At 73.2% G+C, this 24,775-nt stretch carries 22 protein-coding genes; 16 read left to right on the top strand and 6 right to left on the bottom strand.

The window, feature by feature from the left end:
- Window positions 1-5: 5 nt before the first annotated feature.
- Window positions 6-1,364, bottom strand: coding sequence for a S8 family peptidase (locus tag ACIBEJ_RS02155; RefSeq protein ID WP_397180726.1), 1,359 nt, complete (start codon window positions 1,362-1,364; stop codon window positions 6-8).
- Window positions 1,365-1,690: 326 nt separating this feature from the next.
- Here ACIBEJ_RS02155 and ACIBEJ_RS02150 point away from each other — a divergent pair, with 326 nt between their 5' ends.
- Window positions 1,691-3,583 carry a spermidine synthase gene (locus tag ACIBEJ_RS02150; protein WP_397180725.1) on the top strand — a complete coding sequence of 631 codons (1,893 nt, stop codon included), beginning with the start codon at window positions 1,691-1,693 and terminating at the stop codon, window positions 3,581-3,583.
- A 3-nt stretch (window positions 3,584-3,586) separates the two neighbouring features.
- Here the strand turns inward: ACIBEJ_RS02150 and ACIBEJ_RS02145 are convergent, their stop codons facing one another.
- A complete protein-coding gene (locus tag ACIBEJ_RS02145) occupies window positions 3,587-4,795 on the bottom strand; it encodes a low temperature requirement protein A (RefSeq protein WP_397180724.1) in 1,209 nt (402 codons plus the stop codon).
- Between the two features lie 2 nt (window positions 4,796-4,797).
- The gene (rpsD, locus tag ACIBEJ_RS02140; RefSeq protein WP_397181986.1) at window positions 4,798-5,412 is read right to left on the bottom strand and encodes a 30S ribosomal protein S4; all 615 of its coding nucleotides are present in this window, start codon (window positions 5,410-5,412) and stop codon (window positions 4,798-4,800) included.
- Window positions 5,413-5,490: 78 nt separating this feature from the next.
- Here rpsD and ACIBEJ_RS02135 point away from each other — a divergent pair, with 78 nt between their 5' ends.
- The 6 genes from ACIBEJ_RS02135 to ACIBEJ_RS02110 all read left to right on the top strand — a co-directional run bounded on the left by ACIBEJ_RS02135 (window position 5,491) and on the right by ACIBEJ_RS02110 (window position 10,398).
- Window positions 5,491-6,192 (top strand): DUF2470 domain-containing protein, encoded by a 702-nt coding sequence (locus tag ACIBEJ_RS02135; protein WP_397180723.1) that lies wholly within the window; start codon window positions 5,491-5,493, stop codon window positions 6,190-6,192.
- A 311-nt stretch (window positions 6,193-6,503) separates the two neighbouring features.
- The gene (locus ACIBEJ_RS02130) at window positions 6,504-7,055 is read left to right on the top strand and encodes a hypothetical protein (RefSeq protein WP_397180722.1); all 552 of its coding nucleotides are present in this window, start codon (window positions 6,504-6,506) and stop codon (window positions 7,053-7,055) included.
- A 428-nt stretch (window positions 7,056-7,483) separates the two neighbouring features.
- Window positions 7,484-8,029 (top strand): MFS transporter, encoded by a 546-nt coding sequence (locus tag ACIBEJ_RS02125; protein WP_397180721.1) that lies wholly within the window; start codon window positions 7,484-7,486, stop codon window positions 8,027-8,029.
- Between the two features lie 103 nt (window positions 8,030-8,132).
- Entirely contained in the window at window positions 8,133-8,666 is a 534-nt protein-coding gene (locus ACIBEJ_RS02120; RefSeq protein ID WP_397180720.1) for a copper chaperone PCu(A)C, read from the top strand.
- Complete coding sequence (locus ACIBEJ_RS02115; protein ID WP_397180719.1) at window positions 8,659-9,876, top strand: Dyp-type peroxidase; 1,218 nt, start codon at window positions 8,659-8,661, stop codon at window positions 9,874-9,876. The genes ACIBEJ_RS02120 and ACIBEJ_RS02115 overlap by 8 nt, the downstream gene beginning before the upstream one ends.
- 165 nt (window positions 9,877-10,041) lie before the next feature.
- On the top strand, window positions 10,042-10,398 hold the full coding sequence (locus ACIBEJ_RS02110; RefSeq protein WP_397180718.1) for an arsenate reductase family protein: 357 nt from the start codon (window positions 10,042-10,044) through the stop codon (window positions 10,396-10,398).
- 6 nt (window positions 10,399-10,404) lie between these two features.
- Here the strand turns inward: ACIBEJ_RS02110 and ACIBEJ_RS02105 are convergent, their stop codons facing one another.
- On the bottom strand, window positions 10,405-11,964 hold the full coding sequence (locus tag ACIBEJ_RS02105) for an OmpA family protein (RefSeq protein ID WP_397180717.1): 1,560 nt from the start codon (window positions 11,962-11,964) through the stop codon (window positions 10,405-10,407).
- Window positions 11,965-11,994: 30 nt separating this feature from the next.
- Window positions 11,995-13,164 carry an ROK family protein gene (locus tag ACIBEJ_RS02100; RefSeq protein WP_397180716.1) on the bottom strand — a complete coding sequence of 390 codons (1,170 nt, stop codon included), beginning with the start codon at window positions 13,162-13,164 and terminating at the stop codon, window positions 11,995-11,997.
- Window positions 13,165-13,305: 141 nt separating this feature from the next.
- Between ACIBEJ_RS02100 and zwf the strand changes: the two genes are divergently transcribed.
- From zwf to eda, 4 genes are read left to right on the top strand one after another with little or no spacing between them, the layout of a single operon-like run.
- Window positions 13,306-14,784: a glucose-6-phosphate dehydrogenase gene (gene zwf, locus ACIBEJ_RS02095; RefSeq protein ID WP_397180715.1), complete on the top strand. Its 1,479-nt coding sequence runs from the start codon at window positions 13,306-13,308 to the stop codon at window positions 14,782-14,784.
- Window positions 14,784-16,745 carry a phosphogluconate dehydratase gene (gene edd, locus ACIBEJ_RS02090; protein ID WP_397180714.1) on the top strand — a complete coding sequence of 654 codons (1,962 nt, stop codon included), beginning with the start codon at window positions 14,784-14,786 and terminating at the stop codon, window positions 16,743-16,745. The genes zwf and edd overlap by 1 nt, the downstream gene beginning before the upstream one ends.
- Complete coding sequence (glk, locus tag ACIBEJ_RS02085) at window positions 16,738-17,709, top strand: glucokinase (RefSeq protein WP_397180713.1); 972 nt, start codon at window positions 16,738-16,740, stop codon at window positions 17,707-17,709. The genes edd and glk overlap by 8 nt, the downstream gene beginning before the upstream one ends.
- Complete coding sequence (gene eda, locus ACIBEJ_RS02080; RefSeq protein WP_397180712.1) at window positions 17,696-18,310, top strand: bifunctional 4-hydroxy-2-oxoglutarate aldolase/2-dehydro-3-deoxy-phosphogluconate aldolase; 615 nt, start codon at window positions 17,696-17,698, stop codon at window positions 18,308-18,310. Before glk ends, eda begins: the two co-directional genes overlap by 14 nt.
- Before the next feature lie 9 nt (window positions 18,311-18,319).
- On the opposite strand, the gene ACIBEJ_RS02075 is transcribed toward eda, so the two are convergent.
- Window positions 18,320-19,117 carry an IclR family transcriptional regulator gene (locus ACIBEJ_RS02075; protein ID WP_397180711.1) on the bottom strand — a complete coding sequence of 266 codons (798 nt, stop codon included), beginning with the start codon at window positions 19,115-19,117 and terminating at the stop codon, window positions 18,320-18,322.
- 180 nt (window positions 19,118-19,297) lie between these two features.
- Here ACIBEJ_RS02075 and ACIBEJ_RS02070 point away from each other — a divergent pair, with 180 nt between their 5' ends.
- The 5 genes from ACIBEJ_RS02070 (at window position 19,298) to rodA (ending at window position 24,772) form a co-directional block, all read left to right on the top strand.
- Window positions 19,298-20,329 (top strand): rod shape-determining protein, encoded by a 1,032-nt coding sequence (locus tag ACIBEJ_RS02070; RefSeq protein ID WP_397180710.1) that lies wholly within the window; start codon window positions 19,298-19,300, stop codon window positions 20,327-20,329.
- 133 nt (window positions 20,330-20,462) lie between these two features.
- On the top strand, window positions 20,463-21,281 hold the full coding sequence (mreC, locus tag ACIBEJ_RS02065) for a rod shape-determining protein MreC (RefSeq protein WP_397180709.1): 819 nt from the start codon (window positions 20,463-20,465) through the stop codon (window positions 21,279-21,281).
- The gene (gene mreD, locus ACIBEJ_RS02060) at window positions 21,281-21,910 is read left to right on the top strand and encodes a rod shape-determining protein MreD (RefSeq protein WP_397181985.1); all 630 of its coding nucleotides are present in this window, start codon (window positions 21,281-21,283) and stop codon (window positions 21,908-21,910) included. The genes mreC and mreD overlap by 1 nt, the downstream gene beginning before the upstream one ends.
- Window positions 21,792-23,663 carry a penicillin-binding protein 2 gene (gene mrdA, locus ACIBEJ_RS02055; protein WP_397181984.1) on the top strand — a complete coding sequence of 624 codons (1,872 nt, stop codon included), beginning with the start codon at window positions 21,792-21,794 and terminating at the stop codon, window positions 23,661-23,663. Before mreD ends, mrdA begins: the two co-directional genes overlap by 119 nt.
- The gene (gene rodA, locus ACIBEJ_RS02050) at window positions 23,660-24,772 is read left to right on the top strand and encodes a rod shape-determining protein RodA (RefSeq protein WP_397180708.1); all 1,113 of its coding nucleotides are present in this window, start codon (window positions 23,660-23,662) and stop codon (window positions 24,770-24,772) included. Before mrdA ends, rodA begins: the two co-directional genes overlap by 4 nt.
- The last annotated feature ends 3 nt before the right edge of the window (window positions 24,773-24,775 follow it).

The following is a 24,775-nucleotide window of genomic DNA, read 5'->3' as shown; positions in this document are numbered from 1 at the left end:
GGACCTCAGGCTACGCTCTTGGCCCTGCGCTGCAGCGCGGCGATGACGCCCGAGGTGTCGACGATGCCGTAGCCGTAGTCGTAGTCGAAGCCGACCTCGCTGCGGTCCTCGGCCGTGCGGCGCAGCAGGGCGCGCAGTTGCGCGGGCGACAGCCGGGCGGACGGCCAGCGGGTGCGCACCGCGGCCACCAGGCCCGCGGCCACGGGGCAGGCGGCCGAGGTGCCGGAGTCCGGCTCGGACTCGCCGAAGGCCTTGGAGCCGGAGAAGTGGGTGTAGGCGCAGATGTCCGGCTTGCGGGCGGTCAGCCGGCCGGGTCCCTGCGAGGAGTAGCCGACCCGCCGGTTGCCGACGTCGACGCCGCCGATCGACAGCACCCTGGGGTGGGAGTTGGCGCCGACGATGGGCCGGTCCGGGTAGGCGCAGCGGCCGTCCTTGCAGTCGCGCCCGCAGTTGCCCGCGGCGAACAGCACGTCCGCGCCCGCCCGGTCGAGGCTGGCCACGATCAGGTTGAACGGGTGGGCGGCGTTGTCGGAGTAGTTGCCCGGATGGCCCACGGGGAAGTCCCAGGAGGGCGAGAAGGATCCCCACGAGTTGCTGATCACCAGCGATCTGGAGTCGGCGGGCTGGGCGTCCAGGACGGTGCGCAGGTGCGCGAAGGCGGCCACCGCGTCCGACAGCAGCCCGTCGAGCGCCGATCCGCCTGGCCTGCTCGACAGCAGCACCGGGATGTCGATGAGGCTGGCCTGCGGCGCGCCGATGAGCGTGTCGAAGGCGCACATCGTGCCGTGGTCGACCTCGAACTCCCCAGGCCGTCCCGTCACCCCCGCGGGGTTCCAGCTCCGCTCGGCGTCGAGGGTGACGCCGCGCCCGAGCTGCCTGGCCACGTGGGCGGCGTTGATGCCGGTGTCGAGCACGGCCAGCGCCACCCCCGAGCCGTCGAGCCCCTCGGCGGCCAGCCCGGCGGCGTTGACCAGCCGCTCGACGTCGTGCCAGTCGCCGACCGGCGGGTCGCCGCCGCAGGTCAGGCTGGACTCGATCACCGGGTCGGCGAAGACGCCGACCACGTCGGGCCGGATCGTGGGCAGCATGGTGACGCGCGTGGCCAGCTCATCGTCGGAGATCGTGCCGCGCACGAGCACCGAGGCGTCCTCGGCGGCCAGGGAGAAGTCGAGCGGCTGGTTGAGCGAGAGGGGGTCGCCGCCGGCCAGGGGGACGGGCCTGGGCACGGCGACGGGGACGAAGGCGGAGTCGAGCTCGACTCCGGGCAGGCCGTCGGCGACGTCTGCCGTGGTGGCCGTCTGGCCGGGGTCGGCTACCGCCGCGACCAGATCGGGGGAAGGGCGGAGCTGGATCAGGACCCGCATGGGACACCACCGAACGTTTGGAGGGAACGAACTTCCCAACATTCCTTCATTCCTCGCGGCGCGTCCAGCGCATTGTCACAGGTTTGACCTGCTGAAATGCCTCATTTCTGGCGAACGGGACGACGTTTGTTCTGGGGCGTCAGCCTTCCTTGGTTTCGGTTGGTCAACTACGGTGAGTCGTCATGACCACCCAGGTGCAGGCCGCCCCTCAGGAGTCCGCTCCGGAGCATTGGCTGGCCGTGCGTCCGCGCCTCGTACTCGCCAGCGCGTTCATGCTTTTCCTCGAACTCGCGCTGATTCGGTGGACAGGCTCGAATATTGTTCATTTGAGTTATTTCACGAACTTTGTCCTACTCGGCTCCTTCCTCGGCATCGGGCTGGGATTCCTGCGGGTCGGGCGGACCAAGCGGCAGCCGTACTATTCGCCGGTCGTGCTCGCGGTGCTCGTCATCGTGGTGCTCGCCTTCCCGGTGACCGTCAACCGCGACACCGAGGGCGTCCTGTACTGGACGAGCCTGTCCATGGAGGGGCCGCCGGCCTGGGTCACGCTGCCCATCGTGTTCGTGGCCGCCGCGCTGGCGCTCATGGGACCCGCCGAGCTGGTCGGGCGCTGCTTCCCCGAGCTGCCCCGGCTGGAGGCCTACCGCTACGACCTGATCGGCAGCCTCACCGGCATCGCCGCCTTCACCGCGCTGTCGTTCCTGTCGGCGCCGCCGGTGGTCTGGGGCACGATCGCCGCCGTCTGCTTCCTGCTGCTGCTGACGCCTAAGCCGTGGGTCCCCTACTGGGGGCTGGTGGCGGTGCCCGCCATGCTCGTGGCCGGGCTGCTGGCCGCCGAGAGCGTGACGGCCGGGGCGCTGTGGTCGCCGTACTACAAGGTGACCTACAAGCGGATGCCGTACGCGATGCCCGTCTACGACATCTCGGTCAACGGCATCCCGCACCAGCAGGCCATGCCGGCCGAGACCCGGCTGCAGATCGAGCGGCAGTACGCGCTGCCGTACGAGCGGGCCGCGGCGCCGCCGCGCGAGGTGCTCATCGTGGGCGCGGGCAGCGGCACCGACGTGGCCATCGCGCTGTCGAAGGGCGCCACCTCGGTCGACGCGGTCGAGATCGACCCCAAGCTGCGCCAGCTCGGCGGTGAGCTGCATCCCGACCGGCCCTACGCCGATCCGCGCGTGACCACCCACATCACCGACGGACGGGCCTTCCTGGAGCAGACCGACCGCAGGTTCGACCTGATCCTGTTCGCGCTGCCCGACTCGCTCACGCTGGTGCCCGGGGCCAGCTCGCTGCGGCTGGAGAGCTACCTGTTCACCGAGGAGGCCATCAAGGCCGCCCGCGACCGCCTCAAACCGGGCGGCGCCTTCTCCATGTACAACTACTACCGCGAGAGCTGGCTGGTGGACCGGCTGGCCTCCACCGTGCAGAGCGCCTTCGGCCACAAGCCCTGCGTGGACGTGGTCAGCACCGCCGGGCACCAGGCGGTCATCACCTCGGGTCTCACCCCGCAGGCCCAGCGCTGCGCCGCCGAGTGGCCGGGCGCCGCCGCCGGGACGCCCGCCCCGGCGCCCGACGACCGGCCCTTCCTGTATCTGAAGGACCGGACGATCCCGGCGATCTACCTCATCACGCTGGGCCTCATCCTCATCGTCAGCCTGCTGGCGGTGCGGGTGGTGGCGGGGCCGTACCGGAGGATGCGTCCTTACGCGGACCTGTTCCTGCTCGGCGTGGGCTTCCTGTTGCTGGAGACCAAGAGCGTGACGGGCTTCGCGCTGCTGTTCGGCACGACGTGGGTGGTCAACGCGGTCGTCTTCGCCGGGGTGCTGGTCGCGGTGCTCGCCGCGGTGGAGGTGACCCGCCGCTTCCGCACCCCGCCGCTGCACGTGATGTACGGCGTGCTGCTCGCCGGCCTGGTCCTGGCCTGGCTGGTGCCCAACGCGTGGCTGCTGTCGTTGCCGACGCCGTTGCGCGCGGTGGCGGCGGTGACGGTGGCGTTCCTGCCGATCTTCGCGGCGAACGTGGTGTTCGCCAAGCGGTTCGCCGACTCCGCCGACGCCACGACGTCCTTCGGCGCGAACCTGCTGGGCGCGATGGTCGGCGGCTGCCTGGAGTACCTGGCGCTGGTGATCGGCTACCAGGGCCTGCTGATCGTGGCGGGGCTGCTCTATCTGGGCGCCTTCGCCCTGCTGCCACGCAAGAACGCCGCCCTCGTCTGAGGGTCAGGCCGCGGCCGGAGCTGTGGCGGGTGGGCGGTAGGCCACCCGCCACAGCGCGGCCACCAGCAGGACGGCGACGACCGCCCACGCGGGCAGCGGCCCGCCCAGCAGCCCCAGCAGCACGGGGACCGCGGTGGCCGGGACCGCCCACGCCCAGATCCACAGCCGCCGCGCCCCGGTGGCGACGCCGATCACGGTCGAGGCGGCGAAGTACACGGCCAGCCCCGCGCACAGCACCCACCTGATGCCGGGGTGCAGGTGCTCGGCGGGCGCGGCGACGGCCGCCCCGAGCCCGGCCGCCGCCGCGACGAGCCCGGCGGTCATCACGTAGTGGGCCGGCAGCGCGACCCACGGCGGCAGTCCCCGCTCCCCCGCCTCGGGCACGGCGGTCACGCCGTACTGCAGCGTCATCCACCACAGGCACACCACCAGCGCGAACGAGGCCGCGGCGGCGAGCTTCAGCGGGGTGCCCCAGTCCTGGCCGCTCGCCTCGACGACGATCTGCATGACCGCCTCGCCGAGCACGATGATCACGAACAGGCCGAGCCGCTCGCCGAGGTGCGCGGGGTGCAGGACGGCCTCGTAGAAGGCGGGCGTCTCGCGGGGAGGGCGGCGGCGCCCGGTGTTCTCCTGGCGGCGGCCCCGTTGCCTGAGCCGCTCGGCCTGCGCCCTGAGGCCCTCCATGAGCCGTTCCGGGTGGCGGGCCTGGTGGAAGGTGAAGATCAGGTCGAGCAGGATGCCGAGCGCCCAGAGCCAGTACGTGGCCGGCGCGGCGACCCAGAAGGAGACGATCCAGGGGGCCAGCCCGGCGCCGAGCTGGGCGGCGGGCCACGAGGTCACGATCGCGCCGGAGCTCTGGATGGAACGCGAGCCGCTGACCCGGCAGACGACGTAGGCGGCGGCGAACCAGTCGTCGTGGTTGCCGCCGCCCGGCACGGCGTGGGCCACGTCGGGCGCGGCGGCGGCCATCACCGCGATGCCGAACATGCCGATCAGCATCGCGCGGGTGCGGGTCTTGTCCGCGCGGACGTTGGCGTAGATCGTGAAGGAGGTCCAGATGCTCCAGATCGCGTAGTAGAGCATCACGAACAGGGCGACGTCCGCCCACGTGGGGTGGAGGAGGCGGTGCGCGAGCTGGGCCACCGCCACGACGACGACCAGGTCGAAGAACAGTTCCAGCCAGCTCGCGTGGCGCTCCGCCGTTTCGGTCACGCCTACCGAGAATAGAACTCCACCACGAGCTGCTCCTCGACGGGGATGGCGATCTGCTCGCGCTGCGGCCTGCTCACCAGCGTGAAGCGCAGTTCCGGCAGGTCGACGGAGAGGTATCCGGCGGGGCGGTCGTCGGCGTGGACGCCTTCGGCCGCGGCCACGAACGGCTGCATCCTGCGCGACTTCTCGCGCACGCCGACGACCTGGCCGGGCTTGACGAGGTAGCTCGGGATGTCGACCTTGCGGCCGTCCACGGTGATGTGGCCGTGGGCGACGTACTGGCGGGCGGCGTAGATGGACGGGGCCAGCCCGGAGCGCAGCACCAGAGAGGCCAGGCGGCTCTCCAGGAGCGTCACGAGCTCGGCGCCCGATGCGCCTTCCTTGCGGACCGCGAGGTCCCAGTAGCGGCGGAGCTGGCGTTCGGAGACGTCGTAGTACCAGCGCAGCTTCTGCTTCTCCATGAGCCGCATGCCGTAGTCGCCGGTGTTGCGGCGGCTGGTCTTCCTGCCGTGCTCTCCGGGCGGGTACGGCCGCGCCTCGAAGTACCGCACGGCTTTCCTGGTCAGAGGGACGCCTGCCCGTCGGGACAGCCGTACCTTCGGCCCGGTGTAGCGCATGTTCACCTCAATGTGGTTAGGTAATACTTATTTAGGCAAGGCTAACCTACTACAGCGTGTGAACTCAAGGAGACCTGCATGCCGCCGATCGCGGAACGCATCCGCACCCTCGCCTCCGGAGCCGGCATCGCCAGGCTCACCCTCGACGGCGTCCCCTTCCCCGCCCGCGGCGGCGTGGACGAGCAGGGCCGCCCCGTGCTCCTGATCAAGCCGGGCGAGCGCCTGCACGGCCTGGAGGGCGACGCGGTGATCGCGGTCAACCTCACCGCCACACGCACGCTGGGCACCGTCGAGCATCCCCGGGGGCTGGTCGAGGTGCAGGGGTGGGTGCTGGCCGTACCGGAGGAGGACACGCGCGCCGCCGCCGTCGCCGTCGCGGCCGCCTGCGCCGACGAGGACCTGTTCGAGGCCATCGAGCGGTACGGCGAGCCGGGCGCTCCCCGGCTCATGCGCATGGACGTCGCCCAGGTCGTCTACCTGACCGGCCAGGACTCCGGCGTGCTCGACGCCGAGGAGTACCTGGAGGCCGAGCCCGACCCGCTGGCCGAGACCGCCGAGCGGGTGCTGGCCCACCTGAACGAGTCGCACCGCGCGCAGCTGCAGGGCGCGGTGGCCGCGCACCTGGGGACGCCGGTGGGCGAGGCGTGGCTGTGGGAGCTGGACCGCTACGGCGCGACCGTGCGCGTGGACGACACGCTGGTGCGCTTTCCCTGGCCGGTGCCCGCCCGGACCGGCACCTGCCTGGAGACGGCGCTGCGGGGGCTGATCTGCGCCTGCTGAGGTACGGCAGGCGTCACGGTTGACCGCCTGCCGTACCGGATGGAGCTTCTCACGCCCCACCGGCCCCTCGCATCCCACGCTGGGCGGCACGCGGATCCTTTAGGCGGCGCGGGTCCATTAGGCGGCGCGGGTCCATTAGGCGGCGCGGGGCCTTTGGCGGCACGCGAGGGCTTCGGGTGGGGGGCACGCGGGCCGGACCTGTCCGCACCACGCCCGGCCCGCGCGGATCTCTCAGAATGCCAGCCGCCGATCACGGCCCGCTGTGAACGTCGTGTGTGCATTCGCCCCATGAGTGACTACCATCGGCGGCTGTGAACGAGACGCGTCCTCGCGCGAGCCGGGCCCTGATGATCGCCGGAGTACTCCTGGGAGTGCTCCTGCTGGCGACCGCGGCCATCTTGGCCAGAGGCGCGCTCGGCGGGGCGTCGCTGAACGTCGTCGGCTGGCCGGGCTCCCCTGGCTCCTCGGGCCAGAAGACCGCGCAGGCCGACGCGAGCCCCTCGTCCACGCCCCGCCCGTCCCGCACGCCGTCTCCCACGACGTCCCCGCACGTCCACACCCGCCCGCCGACCCCGGTCACCGGCCACCCGCCGACGCGCACGACCGTGCCCGCCCGCGAGTCCCGCCGTCCGACCCGGGTGGCCGCGAGCCCGGCCGACACCGGCGGGAACTCCCCCTCCGGCCTCACCTCCATCGACCCCAGCGCCCAGACCACCGCCGCCCCGCCGCCGGCGACCGTCACCCCCGGCGCCCCCCACCCGACCGCCGCCCCGACCCCCACCAAGACCAAGCCCCCCAAGCCCCGGCCCACCAAGACCCGCACCCCAGGCAAGAAACCCGGCTCCCAGCCCCGCAACCCCTAACGGCACAGTCCGCCAAGCCCCGGCACCGCTGCCCCACCGGGCTCGGGCACCGCCCACCCGGACTCCCCCAGCGTCGCCCGCCTGGGCGAAGGCGCCGATCGGCTGCGCGACCCCGCGGGCCACGCCGCCCCGCGAGCCGCGGCACCACACGAGAGCAGGGCCGCCACACATCGTGGCGCCCCATGTCCTTGCCGTTTCGGCGCCCCGTCGGGCCAGGAGACTGTCGCTCGCTGCCCAGAGCGGGGTCGCCACGCGCTACAGGACCGAAGCGGGGGTCGCGGCGGGTTGCCGGGGCTCGGAAGCGGTGGAGCGGCGGGGGCGGTGGCTCCTGGGGTGTGGAGGACGGGGTGGGTGGGGGTGGCTTCTGGGGTGTGGGGGACGGGGTGGGTGGGCGGGTGGTGGGTGGGTCTGGGAGGATGGCGGGCACTATGCCTGCCTCCCTGCCGTTCCGTGTGGTGCGTGCCGTGGCGTTCGCCGCGGTGTGCGCGGGGCTGGGCATGGTCGCGCACGTGGTGGGCGGCGCCTCGGTGGCGTTGCCCGGCGCGGTGGCGGCGTTCGCGCTGTCGCTGGTGGCGGCGCTGCCGCTGACCGGCAGGGAACGTTCGGCCCCCGGGATCCTGGTGTTGCTGGTCGTGCTGCAGGCCGTTCTGCACGTGATGTTCTCGCTGCTGCACGAGGCCGCGCCGGTGGCCGTCCAGGGCGGGCATGCGCACTCCGGGCTGGTGCCCGGGCTGGGCATGCTCGTGATGCACGGGTGGGCGATCGTCCTGACGGCGCTGTGGCTGTCGCGGGGCGAGGCCGCGCTGTGGGGGCTGTTCCGCCGGGTGCTGGTGCGGCTCGGGCTGCTGCCCGCCGTACCCGTGGTGGAAGGTCCTTCCGCTCCGGTACGGCACGCCGAACCCCCCGCCCCCCGCTCCGCCCTCCTGGAACACACGCTCTCGAACCGGGGCCCACCTCTCTTCCTGCCCGCCTGACCCCGCGGGTCCGGCGGCTTCCGCCCATGAAACAGCCCAGGTGCCACTGGCCGATCACCGGCCAGGCGCCTCTTTCCGGACCTCTGGAAGAGAGAACCTCCTCATGCGTATTCGTCATGCCCTCCTGGCGGTCGTGGCCACCACCGCGCTCGCCGCCTGTGGCGGCCAGCAGGCCACCGGCGCCGCTCCGTCCGCCTCCGCGACCCCCGCCGCCAACGCGAGCACCGGCGCCACCCCCACCACCGCCTTGACCATCACCGACCCCTGGGTCAAGACCACGGAGAGCGGCATGACCGCCGCCTTCGGTACCCTCGCCAACCCCTCCGCCGCCCCGATCACGATCGTCTCCGCCACCTCGACCGGCTCACCCCGGGTGGAGCTCCACGAGACGGTCGGCGAGGGCACCGCGATGACCATGCGTCCCAAGCAGGGCGGCTTCACGATCCCGGCGGGCGGGAAGCTGGAGCTCAAGCCGGGCGGCGACCACATCATGCTGATGGACGTCACCACGCCGGTGCAGCCGGGTTCCGAGGTGGGGTTCACGCTGACGTTCAAGGACGGCGGCACGATGGAGTTCAAGGCCGTGGGCAAGGACTTCGCGGGCGCCAACGAGAAGTACCAGCCGGGCCATGAGTGACGCCGAACACCAGCGGAGGATCTCCCGCCGCCGCCTCCTAGCCGGCGGCGCCGCGGCGGCGGGCGGGCTGGTCGCGGCCGGTCTGCCCGCCGACGCCGCGACCGGTACGAGCCAGGTTGTGGCTGAGCCCTTTGCGGGCGGGGCCACGGTTCCGCCCGCCGGGCAGGCGGGCCGTAGTGACGGGGCCGCGGTGGAGCCGTTCCACGGGGTACGGCAGGCGGGGATCGCCACCCCTCCCCAGGCCCACGCCGTCTTCGTCGGCCTCGACCTGCGCGAGGGCGTCGGCAGGGAGGCGCTCGGCAGGCTCATGCGGCTGCTCACCGACGACGCCAGGCGGCTCACCCAGGGGCGCGGCGCGCTGGCCGACACCGAGCCGGAACTGGCGGCGCTGCCCGCGCGGCTGACGGTGACGTTCGGGTTCGGGCCGGGGCTGTTCCGGGCCGCTCGGGTCAAGGGCGGTCCCGAGCAGTTGCCCGGGTTCTCCGTGGACCGGCTGGAGGATCGGTGGTCGGGAGGAGACCTGCTGCTGCAGATCTGCTGCGACGATCCGGTCACGCTGGCCCACGCACAGCGCATGATCGTGAAGGACACCGCGTCGTTCACCGAGGTCAGGTGGGTGCAGCGCGGGTTCCGGCAGGCGGTGCAGCGGCCGGGGCTGACCCAGCGCAACCTCATGGGCCAGCTCGACGGGACGGTCAACCCCGTCCCCGGCACGCCGGAGTTCGAGCGGGCCGTGTGGATCGCGGACGGGCCGCTGGCCGGCGGCACGATGCTGGTCCTGCGGCGGATCCGGATGCTCATGGACACCTGGGACGCCGCGGACCGGGTGGCCAAGGAGTTCACGGTGGGGCGGCGGCTGGACAACGGCGCCCCGCTGACCGGCCGGGCCGAACACGACCCGGCCGACTTCGCCAGGCTCAACACGCTCGGCTTCCCCGTGATCTCGGAGTACGCGCACATCCGCCGGGCCCACACCCAGGATCCTGGGCTGAGGATGTTCCGCCGGGTGTACAACTACGACGAAGGGGACACCGGCCTGCTGTTCGCCGCCTACCAGGCGGACGTGGCCAGGCAGTTCACCCCGGTCCAGCGCCGCCTGGCCAAGGCCGACCTGCTCAACGAGTGGACGACCCCGATCGGCTCGGCGGTCTTCTACATCCCGCCCGGCTGCCAGGAGTCCGGCTGGATGGGCCAGAACCTCCTGACCTGACACCCGAGACCGGTCCGGCCGCCGCGGCACCACCCCGCGTCGGCCGGACCGGCCGCAAGGCCCCTTCGCTCCGTGCAGTCGTTCTCCGGCCCACAGCCGGGGCTGGCGGGCGGAGGGGTGAGGTTTCCTCGGTGCGGGCCGGAGGAGAAGTCCTATGCTTTCGGGGTGGAGATCTGGATCAATCCCGCCTGCTCGAAGTGCCGCTCGGCGATCTCCCTGCTGGACGCCGAGCAGGCCGAGTACACCGTCCGCCGCTACCTGGACGACCCGCCCACCGAGGCGGAGATCCGCGAGGTGCTCTCCCGCCTCGGCCTGGAGCCCTGGGACATCACCCGCACCGGCGAGGACGCCGCCAAGGACATGGCCGGCTGGCCCCGCGACCAGGACAGCCGGGAGCGCTGGATCCGGGCGCTGACCGAGCGGCCGATCCTGATCCAGCGCCCCATCATCACCGCCGACGACGGCCACGCGGTGATCGGCCGTACGGAGGAGGCGGTACGCTCCGTCCTCCCGCCACGCTGAGCAGGGCTACTGGATCGGCACCTGCAGCTCGCGGAACCCGGCGATCTTGACGCTCAGCCCCGAGGCCGCGTCCGGCAGCGCGAACAGCCCCCAGAACTCCCTCTTCTGCCCAGGCGCGAACTTCTCGGTGCCCAGCCGCACCCCGGACACGTCGGTGCACGCGCAGTACGACCCGGCCTCGTCACCGGACGGCACCTGGAGGCGTCCGGGCAGGTACCGGCGGCGGCCGTCCTGGTCGGTGAGGACCACGGCGCTGGCCGCCTGGTACTTGTACGACTGCCAGTCCTGCCCGTCGTGCAGGTCGTTGTACCATGCCTCCGCCGTGCCCTCGTTGGCCACGGTGTAGGTGAGCAGGCCGAGCCCGCCCGGCAGGCGGCGCAGCCCGGTGATCTCCATGGCGATGGGCTGGCCGTCGGCCTTGGTGCTGCCCGTCAGGTCCTCGCCGGGGCCCACGGTGGAGACGACGTCCTGCGACGGGCGGACGGGTTCGGCCTGGGGCTTGGCGAAGGTCACCGTGACCCGCCGGTTGCGGCGTTTGCCCTCGTCGGTGTCGTTGCTGTAGAGGGGGCGGCGGGAGCCGTACCCCTTGGTCTGGAAGGCGACGCCGTCGCGCTTCAGCAGCGGCGCCAGGGCGGCGCGCACGGCCTGGGCGCGGCGCGCGGACAGCGGGTCGTTGATGGCGTCGTTGCCGGAGGAGTCGGCGTGGCCCTCGACCTTGACCTGGGTGGCGGGCGAGGCGTCGACGAGCTTGGCGGTACGCGCCAGCACTGCCTTGGCCCGCGGCGTCAGCACCGCCTTGTCCACGGCGAACAGGACGTCGGAGGACAGGTTCACCTGGAGGTCCTTGCCGTCGTCCGAGGTCTCCTCGGTCCGGTCGGCCGACTCCGACGGCAGCACGACGCGGCGGGTGACCGGGGTGACGGGCTCGGCGTCGGGGTCGGGGAAGTCGCCCTGCGGCGCCTCGTCGCTGATGGGGACGTTGAGCATGGGCGGGGCGAGCGGCGTCACGACGGTCGCGCTCTCCGGGTTCCCGGCGGGGGCGGGCAGGACGGCGTAGAGGGTGATCGAGGCGCCGGGGTCGACGAAGTAGCCGATGCCGTCGCGCTTCTGGTCGGTGCAGAGGCAGGGGCCGCCTTCGGGCTTGTAGGGCAGGATCCAGGTGCGGGCGCGCTCGTCGAGCACGCCGATGCCGGAGGCCCACCGGATCTCGCCGAGCGGGCGGGTGTGGTCGCCCATCTGGCCGGTCCAGGACACTTCCTTGCCGTCGCCGGTGTGGGTGAGGCGGATCTGGACCACCAGGTGCTTGCCCTTGAGCCGGTTGAGCCCGACCACCTCGACCTTGAGGTCGGGGTTCATGGTGCTGCGGGTCTCGGCCAGGGCGGGGCGGCTGTCCTGGGTGGCGGAGGGGGTGGCGGATGAGGTGGCCGCGGGCGTCGTCGCCGCCGGGGTGGTGGCGGGGGCCGTCGTGGCGGGCGCGGCCTGCCGCTGCCCGGGTTGGGGCGACATTCCGCAGCCGGTGGCGGCCAGCGTCATGACGGCGGCCAGGGCCAGAATCCGGTTAGACATGGCGGAGATTGTGCCATGACCGAAACGTGTTCAGCCGAGGGAGTCGTCCACGGCGTCCGGTGACAGGACGTGGTCCAGGACCATCACCGCGCAGCCGGTGATGCCCGCCCCCGCGCCCATCCTGCTGGCCTCGATCCGCAGCGTGCGGGTGGCGAGGGCGGTGGAGCGGCGGTAGACGACCTCGCGGATGCCGGACACGAGCGGCCCGAACGTCTCGGCCACGTCGCCGCCCAGGACGACGACCGACGGGTTGAGGATGTTGACCGCGGAGGCCAGCACCTCGCCGATGCGCCGGCCCGCCTCGCGTACCGTGGCCATCGTCTCGGCGTCGCCGGCCCGCACGAGCGCGGTCACGTCCTCGATGGTCTTGACGTCCTTGCCTGCGGCGCGCAGGTCGCGCAGCAGCGCGGTGCCGCTGGCCACCGAGTCGACGCAGTCGATGTTGCCGCACCGGCACAGCACGCCGCCGCCATCGCGTACCGGGATGTGGCCGATCTCCCCCGCCGCGCCGAGCGCGCCGCGCAGGATCTCGCCGCCGGAGATGATCCCGGCGCCGATCCGGGTGGAGATCTTGACGAACATGAGGTCGGCCACGTCGGCGTGGGCGCCGCGGTGCTCGCCGATGGCGAGGACGTTCACGTCGTTGTCGACCAGCACGGGCACGTCGAAGCGGGCCCTGATCAGCGGCGGGATGACCACGCCTGTCCAGGAGGCCATGACGCGGGCGCTCTCGGTGCGCCCCTGGGCGAACTCGACGGTCGCCGGCACGCCCATGCCCACCCCGCGCACCCGCGAGCGCGGGGTGTCGCCGAGCAACTCGTCCCAGGTGTCCATGAGCAGGGGCAGCACGACGTCGGGGCCCTGCTCGACGTCGATGTGGAAGCGCCGCGCGGCGAGTTCCGCGCCGGACAGGTCACAGACCGCCACCCGGGTACGGCTGGCGCCGAGCGCGGCCACCAGCACGACCCCGCCCGCGGCGTTGAACTCCAGCCTGACCGGCGGCCGCCCGCCGGTGGAGGGCGCGTCGGTGCGCTCCACGACCAGGCCGCGCTCGATCAGCTCGCCCACCCGCAACTGCACGGCAGGACGGGACAGGCCCGTGACCCGGCCGAGGTCCGCTCGCGTCACGGCCTCTCCGGTGCGGATGAGCCGCAGGAACTCCCCGCTCGTGGCGAGGGGCGCGGCGGTACGTCGAGGCATCGACTTAGTGAATCACACCTGCTTAAGTCATGAACAGTCCCGACTTTCTTATCTCAAATAGCAAAACTCGGGTTGTGCACGACCCTAACTCTGACTAATGTCCGTTCTGTCCTTGCTTGGCTGATCATCGGAGCTCGTGCCGTGTCCCCCCTCTCGTCTCCCGCCGCCGTCCACGCCGCCGATCTCGTCGTCTTCGGCGGGACCGGCGACCTGTCCATGCGCAAGCTGATCCCGGCGCTGTACCACAGCGACAGGGACGGCCGCCTGGCGCCAGAGACCCGCGTCATCGCCATGTCACGGGGCGGGCTCACCGACGCCGACTTCCGCGGCAAGGTCGACGCCGAGGTACGCGACCAGGTCCCCGTCGACGACCCGGCCGTCTGGCAGCGCTTCCTCGGCCGCCTGCACCACGTCTCGGTGGACGTCGGCGCCGGCCGGGACGCCTCCGGCTGGGCCGAGCTGTCGAAGATGCTGGCCGGCCACGAGCAGCGCGACCGCGTCTTCTACCTGGCCAGCCCGCCGATGACGTTCGGCCCGTTCTGCCGCGAACTGCACCAGGCCGGGCTGGTCACCCCGCAGTCGCGGGTCGTGCTGGAGAAGCCCCTCGGCCGCGACCTGCCCAGCGCCCAGCGCATCAACGACGAGGTCGGCGCCATCTTCGAGGAGCGCCAGATCTTCCGCATCGACCACTACCTGGGCAAGGAGACGGTGCAGAACCTGCTCGTCCTCCGCTTCGCCAACGCCTTCCTTGAGCCGATCTGGAACTCCCTCTGGATCGACCACGTGCAGATCACCGTCGCCGAGACCGTCGGCACGCCCGGCCGGCGCGGCTACTACGACCAGGCGGGCGCGCTGCGCGACATGGTCCAGAACCACCTGCTGCAACTGCTCACGCTCACCGCGATGGAGCCCCCGGCGCGCAACGACCGCGAGGCCATCCGCGACGAGAAGGTGAAGGTGCTGCAGGCGCTGCGCCCCATCCAGGAGAGCAGCGAGGTCGACCGCTTCACCGTGCGCGGCCAGTACGTCGGCGACGCCGGCATGGCCGGCTACCTGGACGAGCCCGCCTCCACCCCGCCGACCGAGGACTCCAAGCGGGTGGAGACGTTCACCGCCGTCCGCGCCGAGATCAAGAACTGGCGCTGGGCGGGCGTGCCCTTCTACCTGCGCACCGGCAAGCGCATGCCGCGCCGCGTCTCGGAGATCGTGGTCCAGTTCAAGGACGTGCCGCACTCCATCTACCCCGGCGGCTCGCCCAACCGCCTGGTGCTGCGCCTGCAGCCGGAGGAGGGCATCGAACTGCACATCATGGCCAAGGAGCCGGGCGCGGGCGAGACCTCGCTCAAGCCGGTGCCGCTGTCGCTGAGCTTCGGCGACACCTTCACCGCCCGCGTCCCCGAGGCCTACGAGCGGCTGCTGTCGGACGTGCTGGCCGGCAACCCGACGCTGTTCATGCGCCGCGACGAGGTCGAGGCCGCCTGGCGCTGGATCGACCCGATCCTGTCGGCCTGGGAGTCCTCTCCCGAACCGCCCGAGCCCTACCCCGCGGGCACCGCGGGCCCGGCGGGCGCCCACGAACTGCTCGGCCGCAGCGGCCGGGCCTGGCACGAGGAGGCGTGATGACCAACCGGGATATCCAGGAGATCACGGACCGGATCGCCGAGCGGAGCGCCGCCAGCCGTACCGCCTATCTGGCGCGCATCCGCCGCGACGGCGAGGCGGCCCGCGCGAAGGGCCCGGCCCGCGCGCACCTCGGCTGCGCCAACCTCGCGCACGGCTTCGCGGCCGCCTCCGCCGAGGACAAGCCCGTCCTCAGAGGTACGGCCAAGCCCGGCGTCGCCATCGTCACCAGCTACAACGACATGCTGAGCGCCCACCAGCCGTACGAGACCTACCCGCAGGAGCTGAAGGGCGCCGTGCGCGCGGCCGGCGGCGTCGCCCAGGTCGCGGGCGGCGTGCCGGCGATGTGTGACGGCATCACGCAGGGCCGCGCCGGCATGGAGCTGTCGCTCTACAGCCGCGACGTGATCGCCATGTCCACGGCGATCGCGCTGTCGCACGACATGTTCGACGCCACGCTGCTGCTGGGCGTCTGCGACAAGATCGTGCCGGGGCTGTTCATCGGCGCGCTGCACTTCGGGCACCTTCCGGCGATCTTCGTCCCGGCCGGCCCGATGGGCTCGGGGCTGCCGAACAAGGTGAAGGCGCGCACCCGGCAGTTGTTCGCCGAGGGCAAGGTCGGCCGCGAGGAGCTGCTGGACGCCGAGGCGAAGTCCTACCACTCCCCCGGCACCTGCACCTTCTACGGCACCGCCAACTCCAACCAGGCGCTCATGGAGGTCATGGGCCTGCACCTGCCCGGCTCCACGTTCGTCAACCCGCACACCGAGCTGCGCCACGCCCTGACCGAGGCGGCCGGGCGGCGGGCCGTGGAGATCACCGCGCACGGCTCGGAGTACACCCCCATCGGCGAGCTCGTCGATGAGAAGTCCATCGTCAACGCCTGCGTGGCACTGCTGGCCACCGGCGGCTCCACCAACCACACGCTGCACCTGGTGGCCATGGCCGCCGCCGCGGGCATCGTGCTGACCTGGGACGACCTGGCCTGCCTGTCGAAGGTCGTGCCGTCGCTGACCAAGATCTACCCCAACGGCCAGGCGGACGTGAACCACTTCCGCGACGCCGGCGGCATGCAGGTGCTCATCGGCGACCTGCTCGACCACGGGCTGCTGCACGGCGACGTGCTGACCGTGGCCGGGCGCGGGCTCGACCACTACCGCTCCGCGCCGGCCCTGAAGGACGGCGCGCTGGTCTGGGAGGAGCGCACCGAGGGCAGCTCCGACCTCGACGTGCTGCGGCCGGCCTCGGCGCCGTTCTCCGCCGACGGCGGGATCCACATGGTCGAGGGCAACCTCGGCTGCGCCGTCAGCAAGGTCTCGGCGGTCAAGCCCGAGCACCTGGTCATCGAGGCGCCGGCCAAGGTCTTCGACGACCAGCTCGACCTGCTGGCCGCCTTCGAGGCCGGGGAGCTGGACGGGCAGGACTTCGTGGCCGTCATCCGCTACCAGGGGCCTTCGGCCAACGGCATGCCCGAGCTGCACAAGCTGACGCCGCCGCTGGCCGTGCTGCTCGATCGCGGGCAGAACGTGGCGATCGTCACCGACGGCCGGATGTCCGGCGCGTCGGGGAAGGTCCCCGCGGCCATCCACCTGTCGCCGGAGGCCGCCGACGGCGGCGCCATCGCGCTCGTGCGCGACGGCGACGTCATCCGGCTCGACTCGGCCGCCGGGACTCTGGAGGTGCTGGCGGACCTGTCGGGACGCGAGCCCCAGGGGCGGGCGCTGAGCGACGCCGAGTGGGTGGGGACCGGCCGCGAGCTGTTCGCGGCGTTCCGGCGGATGGCCGGGCCCGCCGAGTACGGCGCGGGCGTCTTCGGCGTCAGCGGGGCCGAGCAGCCCGAGCACGGGCCCGGCCTGGGCTTCGCCGCGCCGGCCGGTGCCGCGCACTCCGAGGCCACGCCGTCCCGGCTGAAGGTCATGGAGGAGCACGCCCGCCACGCCGTGGAGCACGCGCGTGGGTGAGCTGCCGTGGCTGGTCGCCGACGTCGGCGGCACCAATGCGAGGTTCGGGCTGGTCACCGCGCCGGGCGAGGCTCCCTCGCAGGTCGCGGTGCTGGCCGGGGCCGATCACGCGAGCCTTCCGGATGCCGTAGCCGCCTATCTCGCGGACCACGCGGGCGGAGTGCGGCCGGGGGCGGCGTGCGTGGCCGTGGCCGGGCCGATCGGCGGTGACTTCTACCAGCTCACGAACCTGCCCTGGTCGGGGTCGGTCAGGGATCTCGGCGTGCCGTACGCGGTGCTGCTCAACGACTTCGAGGCGCTGGCCGTGTCCCTGCCCCACCTGGGCGGGCAGGACCTGGCCGGTCTCGGCGGGCCGGCGCCCGGCGAGGGGATCAAGGCGGTGCTCGGGCCCGGGACCGGGCTCGGCGTGGCCGGGCTGGTGCCGGCCGAGCGCGGCTGGATCCCGGTGCCGGGCGAGGGCGGGCACGTCAGCGTCCCGGTGCACGACGAGCGCGAGCAGGAGATCGTCTCCGCGCTGCGCGCGCAGGGCCTGCCGCACGTCGAGGCCGAGCACGTGCTGTCCGGTCCGGGACTGGCCCGCCTCTACCGTGCGCTGGCGCTGGTGAACGGCGCCGCCCCCGTGGACGGGCTGACCGCCTCGGAGATCGTCGCCCGGGAGGGGGACCCGCTGTGCGCGGAGACCGTGGAGGTCTTCTGCGCCATGCTCGGCACGTTCGCCGGCAACGTCGCGCTCACCCTGGGCGCCAGGGGCGGCGTCTACATCGGCGGCGGCGTGCTTCCCCGTATCGTGGAGCGCGTGCGGGCCGGCGCCTTCCGCCGGCGCTTCGAGGCCAGTCCGAGCATGTCCGCCTATCTGGAGTCGATCGCCACCACGCTGATCGTCGCGCCGCAGCCGGCGCTGACGGGGGCGGCGGCCTGGCTGACCCAGCAGCTATCGAGGAGAAGTGTCCATGAGCCTGCTTGATCTCGCCCCTGTCGTGCCCGTCGTGGTGATCGACGACGTGGAGACGGCCGTCCCGCTCGCGCGGGCGCTGGTCGCGGGCGGGCTGCCGGTCATCGAGGTGACCCTGCGCACGGAGGCCGCGCTGGAGTCGATCGCGCGCATCGCGGCCGAGGTGCCCGGCGCGGTGGTCGGCGCGGGGACCGTCAGGACGGCCGCGGACGTCGCGGCGGCCGTGGCGGCGGGGTCGGCGTTCCTGGTCTCGCCCGGTACGACCCCGGCGCTGGCCGAGGCGCTGCTGGGTTCCGGCGTGCCGTTCCTGCCGGGGGCGGCCACGGCCTCGGAGGTCATGGCGCTGGCCGAGCGGGGGCTCAAGGAGCTCAAGTTCTTCCCGGCCGAGGCGGCGGGGGGCCTGCCGTACCTGAAGAGCCTGGCCGGGCCGCTGCCGGACGTGCGGTTCTGCCCGACCGGCGGCATCAGGCCCGACACCGCCCCCGCCTACCTCGCGCTGCCCAACGTGGGCTGCGTGGGCGGCACCTGGCTCACGCCCGCCGACGCGCTGGCGGCCGGGGACTGGGGCCGGGTGGAGAAGCTCGCCGCCGAGGCCGCGGCACTACGGCCCTGACGCCGCCCCTCAGCCCAGGCGGGCCAGGGCGGCGGAGATGGCCTGGGCGGCGCCCCTGACGGAGATGCCGAGGCGGGCCAGGGGCAGCGCGACCGCCGGTCCGGCGACCGAGATCGACATGGCCACCCTGCCCGCGGCGTCGAACACCGGCGCCGCCACACAGGCCACCCCGTCGGCGAACTCCTCCTGCGCGTAGGCGACGCCGTAGTGGCGCACGCGGGCCAGTTCGCGGTCCAGGCCGGTCAGGCTGGTGATGGTACGACGGGTCAGGCGCGGCGGGCTGCCCTGGTCGGCGAACGACTGGCGCAGCCCGGGATCGTAGGCGAGCAGCGTCTTGCCGATGGCCGTGCAGTGCAGCGGCGCCCGGTCCACGCCGTCGGAGGGCGAGGCGACCCGGTTGTGGCCGTAGACGCGCTCGACGTACTCGGCCTCCAGGCCCGACAGCACGGCCAGGTTGACCGTCTGGCGGGTGGTCTCGTACAGGTACAGCAGGTACGGCAGGACGGCCCGCCGCGTCCCGGGGATGCGGCCGCGGGCGTCGCCGAGCCGGGCGAGCAGGTCGCCGACGAGGTAGTCGGTGCCGGCCCGCTTGGCCAGGGAGCGGGAGCACAGGACCGCGAGGATCCGGTGCGCGGTCGACTTGGGCAGGCCGGTGTTCCTGCACAGTTGCGACAGGCTGATCGGCTGCGCCGCGGCGCTGAGCGAGAAGAGGATGTCGATCCCCTTCTCCAGGCTGCCCGGCTGGGCGGCCTCCGGCGCGCGCCGATGCCGCACGATCGACTTGCCCGGCATGTCCACCATCCTCATCCTCGCCAAGGAGAAGGAAGGGCTTCCCCCGGGGTGCGATCCATGGTTTCGGGTTTACCCGAACGAGGGATCAAGCACACCGTCCTTGCTAACGATTGTGAAACCTTCTGACCTGGCCGTTTGACGGGGTTTAGCTGGGGAAGGGCGTGATTTATCCCCCACCGAGGGCTGGTGTCGCCCATGCCCATCCCGTTCCCCCTCCTTGGCCGTGACCTGGCGGTGGATCTCGGCACCGCCAACACCCTCGTCTACGTCCGAGACCGCGGCATCGTGCTCGACGAGCCGTCCGTCGTGGCGATCAACACCCGCACCGACAAGATCGTCGCCGTCGGCGGCGACGCCAAGCAGATGATCGGCCGGACCCCCGGCTACATCGTCGCCATCCGCCCGCTCAGGGACGGTGTGATCACCGATCTGGAGGTCGCCGAGCGCATGCTGCGCTCGTTCATCCAGAAGGTCCACCGCCGCCGCTACATCGTCCGCCCCCGCGTCGTGGTCGCCGTGCCCAGCGGCACCACCGGCGTCGAGCAGCGCGCCGTCAAGGAGGCCTGCTACGAGGCGGGCGCCCGCCAGGTCTACCTCATCGAGGAGCCGATGGCCGCCGCGATCGGCGCCGGCCTGCCCGTCCACGAACCGGCCGGCAGCATGGTCGTCGACGTGGGCGGCGGCACCACCGAGGTGGCCGTCATCTCGCTCGGCGGCATCGTCAGCTCCACCTCCATCCGGGTGGGCGGCGACGAGCTCGACCAGGCGATCATCGCCCACACGAAGAGGGAACACGGCCTCATGCTCGGCGAGCGCACCGCCGAGCAGCTCAAGATGAACATCGGCTCCGCCTGCCCCGACGGGGAGGACCCGACGGCCGAGATCCGCGGCCGCGACCTGGTCAGCGGCCTGCCCAAGACCGTCCCCGTGAGCGCGGCGGAGATCCGCGAGGCGCTGTCGGAGCCGGTCAACGCCATCGTCGAGGCCGTCCAGGCCACGCTGGACGACTGCCCGCCCGAGCTGTCGGGCGACCTGATGGACAGCGGCATCGCCCTGACCGGCGGCGGGGCGAAGCTGCACGGACTCGACCGGCGCCTGTCCGAGGCCACCGGCATGCCGATCAAGCTGGTGGAGAACCCGCTGCAGTCGGTGGTGCTCGGCTCCGGCCGGTGCGTGGAGCAGTTCGGCCGCCTGAAGGACGTGTTCGTGCCGGAGACCCGTCGCTGACCTGGAAGTTCGTGCCGGAGACCCGTCGCTGACCTGGAAGTTCGTATCGGAGACCCGTCGCTGATCCGGAAGGAGGCGACCTGCGGATGGGCGCAGGGGCCGCGCGGGCGGCAGCCGTACAGGAGGAAGACGGATGAGAAGGGGCCGGGGTGCGCTCGGCAGGAGGCCCGGCCGGGGGCGTCTGGTGGTGGGCGTGCTCGTGCTGGCCGCGGCGCTGCTCATGGCCGCCGACCGGGAGGCCGCGCTGCAGCCGCTGCTCACGGCCGGCGCCGCGGTGGCGGGTCCGGTCGAGCGGGCGGTCTCCGGCCTGGCCGCCGGCGGGTCCGACCGCCGCCGGATCCGGGCGCTGGAGCAGGAGAACGCCCGCCTGCGGGCCGAGCTGTGGACCCGCCCGTACCGCCCCGACCCCGCCGTGCCCGGGCCGCGCCACGTCGCGGCCCAGGTCATCGCGTACGGCGGGCAGCAGGGCCTGTCCGCCACCGTCACCATCGACGCGGGCACCACCTCCGGCGTCCGGCCCGACCTGACCGTGGTCGACGCCGGCGGCCTGGTGGGCAGGGTGGTGGCCGCCGGTCCGGGCACCGCCACCGTGCTGCTGGTCACCGACGCCACCTCGGTCGTCGGCGCCAGGCTCCAGGCACCCGGAGACAAGACCGCTGACCAGGAAAATGGCAAGGGCGAGGTGGGCACCGTCACCGGTGGTGGCAAGCCCGGCGGCCTGCTGCGCCTGAGCCTGCTCGACGCCGAGGCCCTGGTCTCGGCCGGACAGCGGGTCGTGACGTTCGGATCGCGGCGGATGGTGCCCTTCGCCCCCGGCGTCCCGATCGGGACGGTGGTCGCCGTCTCGCCGCCGACCCAGCCGCTCACCCGCACCGCCCTGGTGCGTCCCGCCGCCCGCCTCACCGCCCTCGACGCGGTCGCCGTCGTCATCCCCCCGGGGAGCGGGCCGTGATGCCCGCGCGGGCCTGGGCGGCGCTCGCGCTGGCGCCGCTGGTCCAGGTGGTGCTGGTCAACCGGCTGTCGCTGCCCGGCGGCGTCACCCCCGACCTGACCCTGCTGGTGGTCCTGGCCGTGGCCCGCCTGCGGGGTCCTGTCGCGGGGGCGGTGGCCGGGTTCGCCGCGGGGACGATCCTGGATCTGATCCCGCCCGCCGTACACCCGGTGGGGCGGGACGCGCTGGCCCTGTGCCTGGCCGGGTACGTGGCCGGCCACCTGCTCAGGCTGCCCGCCGTCGCCACCTTCCCGCTGGGGGTGCTGGCCGGGCTGCTGTTCACCGCGGGCGTCCACGCGGCGCTCGGCGATCCGCGCGCCGCCGGCCCGGCGCTCGTGCACGTCCTGCCCCTGGCCGCCGCGTACACGGTGGCCGCGAGTCCCCTCGTCTGGTTCCCGATGCGGTGGAAGGCGCCCGATGCGTTCCCGGCTGCTGGTCCTGCACGTGCTGATCGCCTTCTCGCTGCTCATTCTGCTCATCCGGCTGTGGGACGTGCAGGTGCGTCACGGCGACGACTACGCCAGGGCCGCCGCGGAAGATCACGTCAGGCAGGTGGTCGTGCCGCAGGTCAGGGGCGGGATCCTCGATGACCGCGGCCGCCCGCTGGCGCGCAACCGCACCCGGCTGGCGGTCACGGTCGACCACGTGGCGCTGACCCGCCGCCGCGACGGCGGGCGCGCGGTCCTGGAGCGGCTGGCCGCCGTGCTCGGCGTCCCGGCCGCGCGCCTTTCCGAGCAGGTCCGCCTGTGTACGGCAGGCGTGCGGCCCCCGTGCTGGCCGGGCTCGCCGTACCAGCCGATCCCCGTGGCGCACGAGGTGAGCACGCGGGCGGCGCTGCAGATCGCCGAGCGGCCCGAGCTGTTCCCCGGCGTGAGCGCCGAGCCCGTGCCGGTGCGCGAGCACCCGCGCGGCGAGCTGGCCGCGCACACGCTGGGCTACGTCGCCCCGTCGGGCGGCGGCGACCCGGCCAGCGGCATCGGCCTGGCGGGGCAGGAGGGGCTGGAGGCCCGCTACGACGCCGACCTGAGCGGGCGGCCGGGCCGGCGCGAGGTGGTCGTGGACACGACGGGCCAGGTCGTCAGGACGCTCGCCGCGACGCCGCCGGTGGCCGGGCACGACCTGGTGACCAGCATCGACGCCGAGGTGCAGGAGGTGGCCGAGCGGGCGCTGCGCCGGGCGGTGGAGGGGGCGCGCCAGCGGCGGCTGCCCGCGGACGCGGGCGCGGCGGTGGTCCTGGACGTGCGGACGGGACGGGTGCTCGCGCTGGCCGCCCACCCCGGCTACGACCCCGACGTGTGGTCGGGCGGCATCTCCGGCCGTGACTACCGCGAGCTGCGTGGCAGGCTGCAGCCCAAGGCCATCCAGGGCCAGTGGGCGCCCGGCTCCACCTGGAAGATCACCTCGGCCGCGGCGGCGGTCAAGTCGGGCTACGCGCTCGACGGGATCTACGGCTGCCCGGGTTCGTTCCAGGTGGGCGCGCGCTCGTTCAGGAACTTCCGCGGGATCCCGCTCGGCAGCATGCCGCTGAGCCGGGCGCTGACCGCCTCGTGCGACACGATCTTCTACCGGTTCGCCTACGAGATGTGGCTCAAGGACGGCGGGACGAAGCCGGTCAAGCGCCCCAAGGACCCCATGCAGAAGATGGCGGCGGCCTTCGGGTTCGGCAAGCGCACCGGGATCGACCTGCCCGGCGAGGCGGCCGGGCGGCTGCCGACGCGGTCCTGGAAGCGCGAGTTCTGGCGGCAGACCAGGAAGACCTCGTGCAAGGAGGCCAAGCGGGCCAGGTCCGCCTACGTCCGGGCGATCGCGAAGGAGAGCTGCGCGGACGGCCACCGCTGGTGGGCGGGCGACGCGGCCAACTTCTCCATCGGGCAGGGCGACGTGCTGGTGACGCCGCTGCAACTGGCCAGGGCATACGCGGCGCTGGCCAACGGCGGCAAACTGTTCACCCCGCGCGTGGGCAAGGCGGTCGTGCGGGCCGACGGCAGCGTGGTGCGGCGGATCAAGCCGAAGGTGGCCGGACGGCTGCCGGTGCCGGGCAAGGTGCTCGCCTACATCCGCAGGGCGCTGGCCGAGGTGCCCAAGAGCGGGACGGCGGCCGGCGCCTTCGCCGGGTTCCCCCTGGACCGGCTGGCCGTGGCCGGCAAGACCGGCACGGCGGAGGCATACGGCAAGAAGGACACCTCCTGGTTCGCCTCCTTCGCGCCGGCGGGCGAGCCGCGCCACGCCGTGGTCGTCGTGGTCTCGCAGGGCGGGACGGGCGCGTCTACGGCGGCGCCGGCCGTACGGGAGATCTGGTCGGGCATGTACGGGCTGGAGGGCAGGAAGGCGGCGCTGCGGTGAGGGCGCAGCGGCCCGACTGGGTGCTGGCGGGGGCGGCGATGGCGCTGTGCGGGCTGGGCGCGCTGCTGGTGTGGTCGGCGACCGAGCCGAGGCTGGTGGACGCCGGGCAGGACCCGCTCACCTACCTCAAGCGGCAGCTCGTCAACCTCGCGGTCGGGGTCGCGGCCATGGTCGCGCTGTCGGCCACGGGGCATCGGGCGCTGCGGGCGTACACGCCGTGGGCCTATCTGGCGGCCCTGCTCGGGCTGGCGGCGGTGCTGACACCGCTGGGCCGTACCGTGAACGGGGCGCAGGCGTGGCTGGGGCTCGGGCCGCTGCAGGTGCAGCCGTCGGAGCCGGCGAAGCTGGCGCTCGTGCTGGCGCTGGCCGCGGTCCTGGCCGAGCGCCACGACGGCGAGCGGCGGCCGCGGCTGAGCCAGGCGGGACTCGCGCTCGCGCTGGCGGCGCCGCCCGCCGCGCTCATCATGCTGCAGCCCGACATGGGCACGCTGCTGATCCTGGCCGCCGTGGTGATGGGGGCGCTGTTCGCGGCGGGGGTGGCGCTGCGGTGGCTGCTGGCGCTGGCCTGCGCGGCGGCGGGAGCGGGGGCCGCCGCCTGGTTCCTGGAACTGCTGCAGCCGCATCAGGTGCGCCGTCTCATCGCCTTCGCCGAGCCGGGGGCCGACCCGCTCGGCGCCGGCTACACCGCCAAGGAGGCGCTGGTCACGGTCGGCTCCGGGCGCGCGTTCGGGCGCGGGCTGTTCAACGGCGACCAGACCGCGGGACGGTTCGTACCCGAGCAGCACACCGACTTCGTCTTCACCGTGGCGGGCGAGGAGCTCGGCTTCCTGGGCTCGGCGCTGATCGTGGCGCTGCTGGCGGTGGTGCTGTGGCGCGGGCTGCGGATCGCGGGGCGCGCGGGCTCGTTCGGGTGCGTCGCCGCGGCGGGGGTGGTGTGCTGGCTGGCGGTGCAGACGTTCGTGAACATCGGGATGGCGCTCGGGCTGGCCCCGGTGATCGGCGTCCCGCTCCCCCTCGTCTCGTACGGCGGGTCGGCCGCGGTGTCCACCCTGGCCGCGATCGGCGTCCTGCAGTCGATTCACCGGGGCCATCCACCCAAAGGGCACTGACCT

The organism is Nonomuraea sp. NPDC050790, assembly GCF_044456745.1.
Taxonomy (GTDB): domain Bacteria; phylum Actinomycetota; class Actinomycetes; order Streptosporangiales; family Streptosporangiaceae; genus Nonomuraea.
The sequence above is the reverse complement of the archived record's forward strand: the minus strand, read 5'-3'. Positions and strand labels throughout refer to the sequence as shown.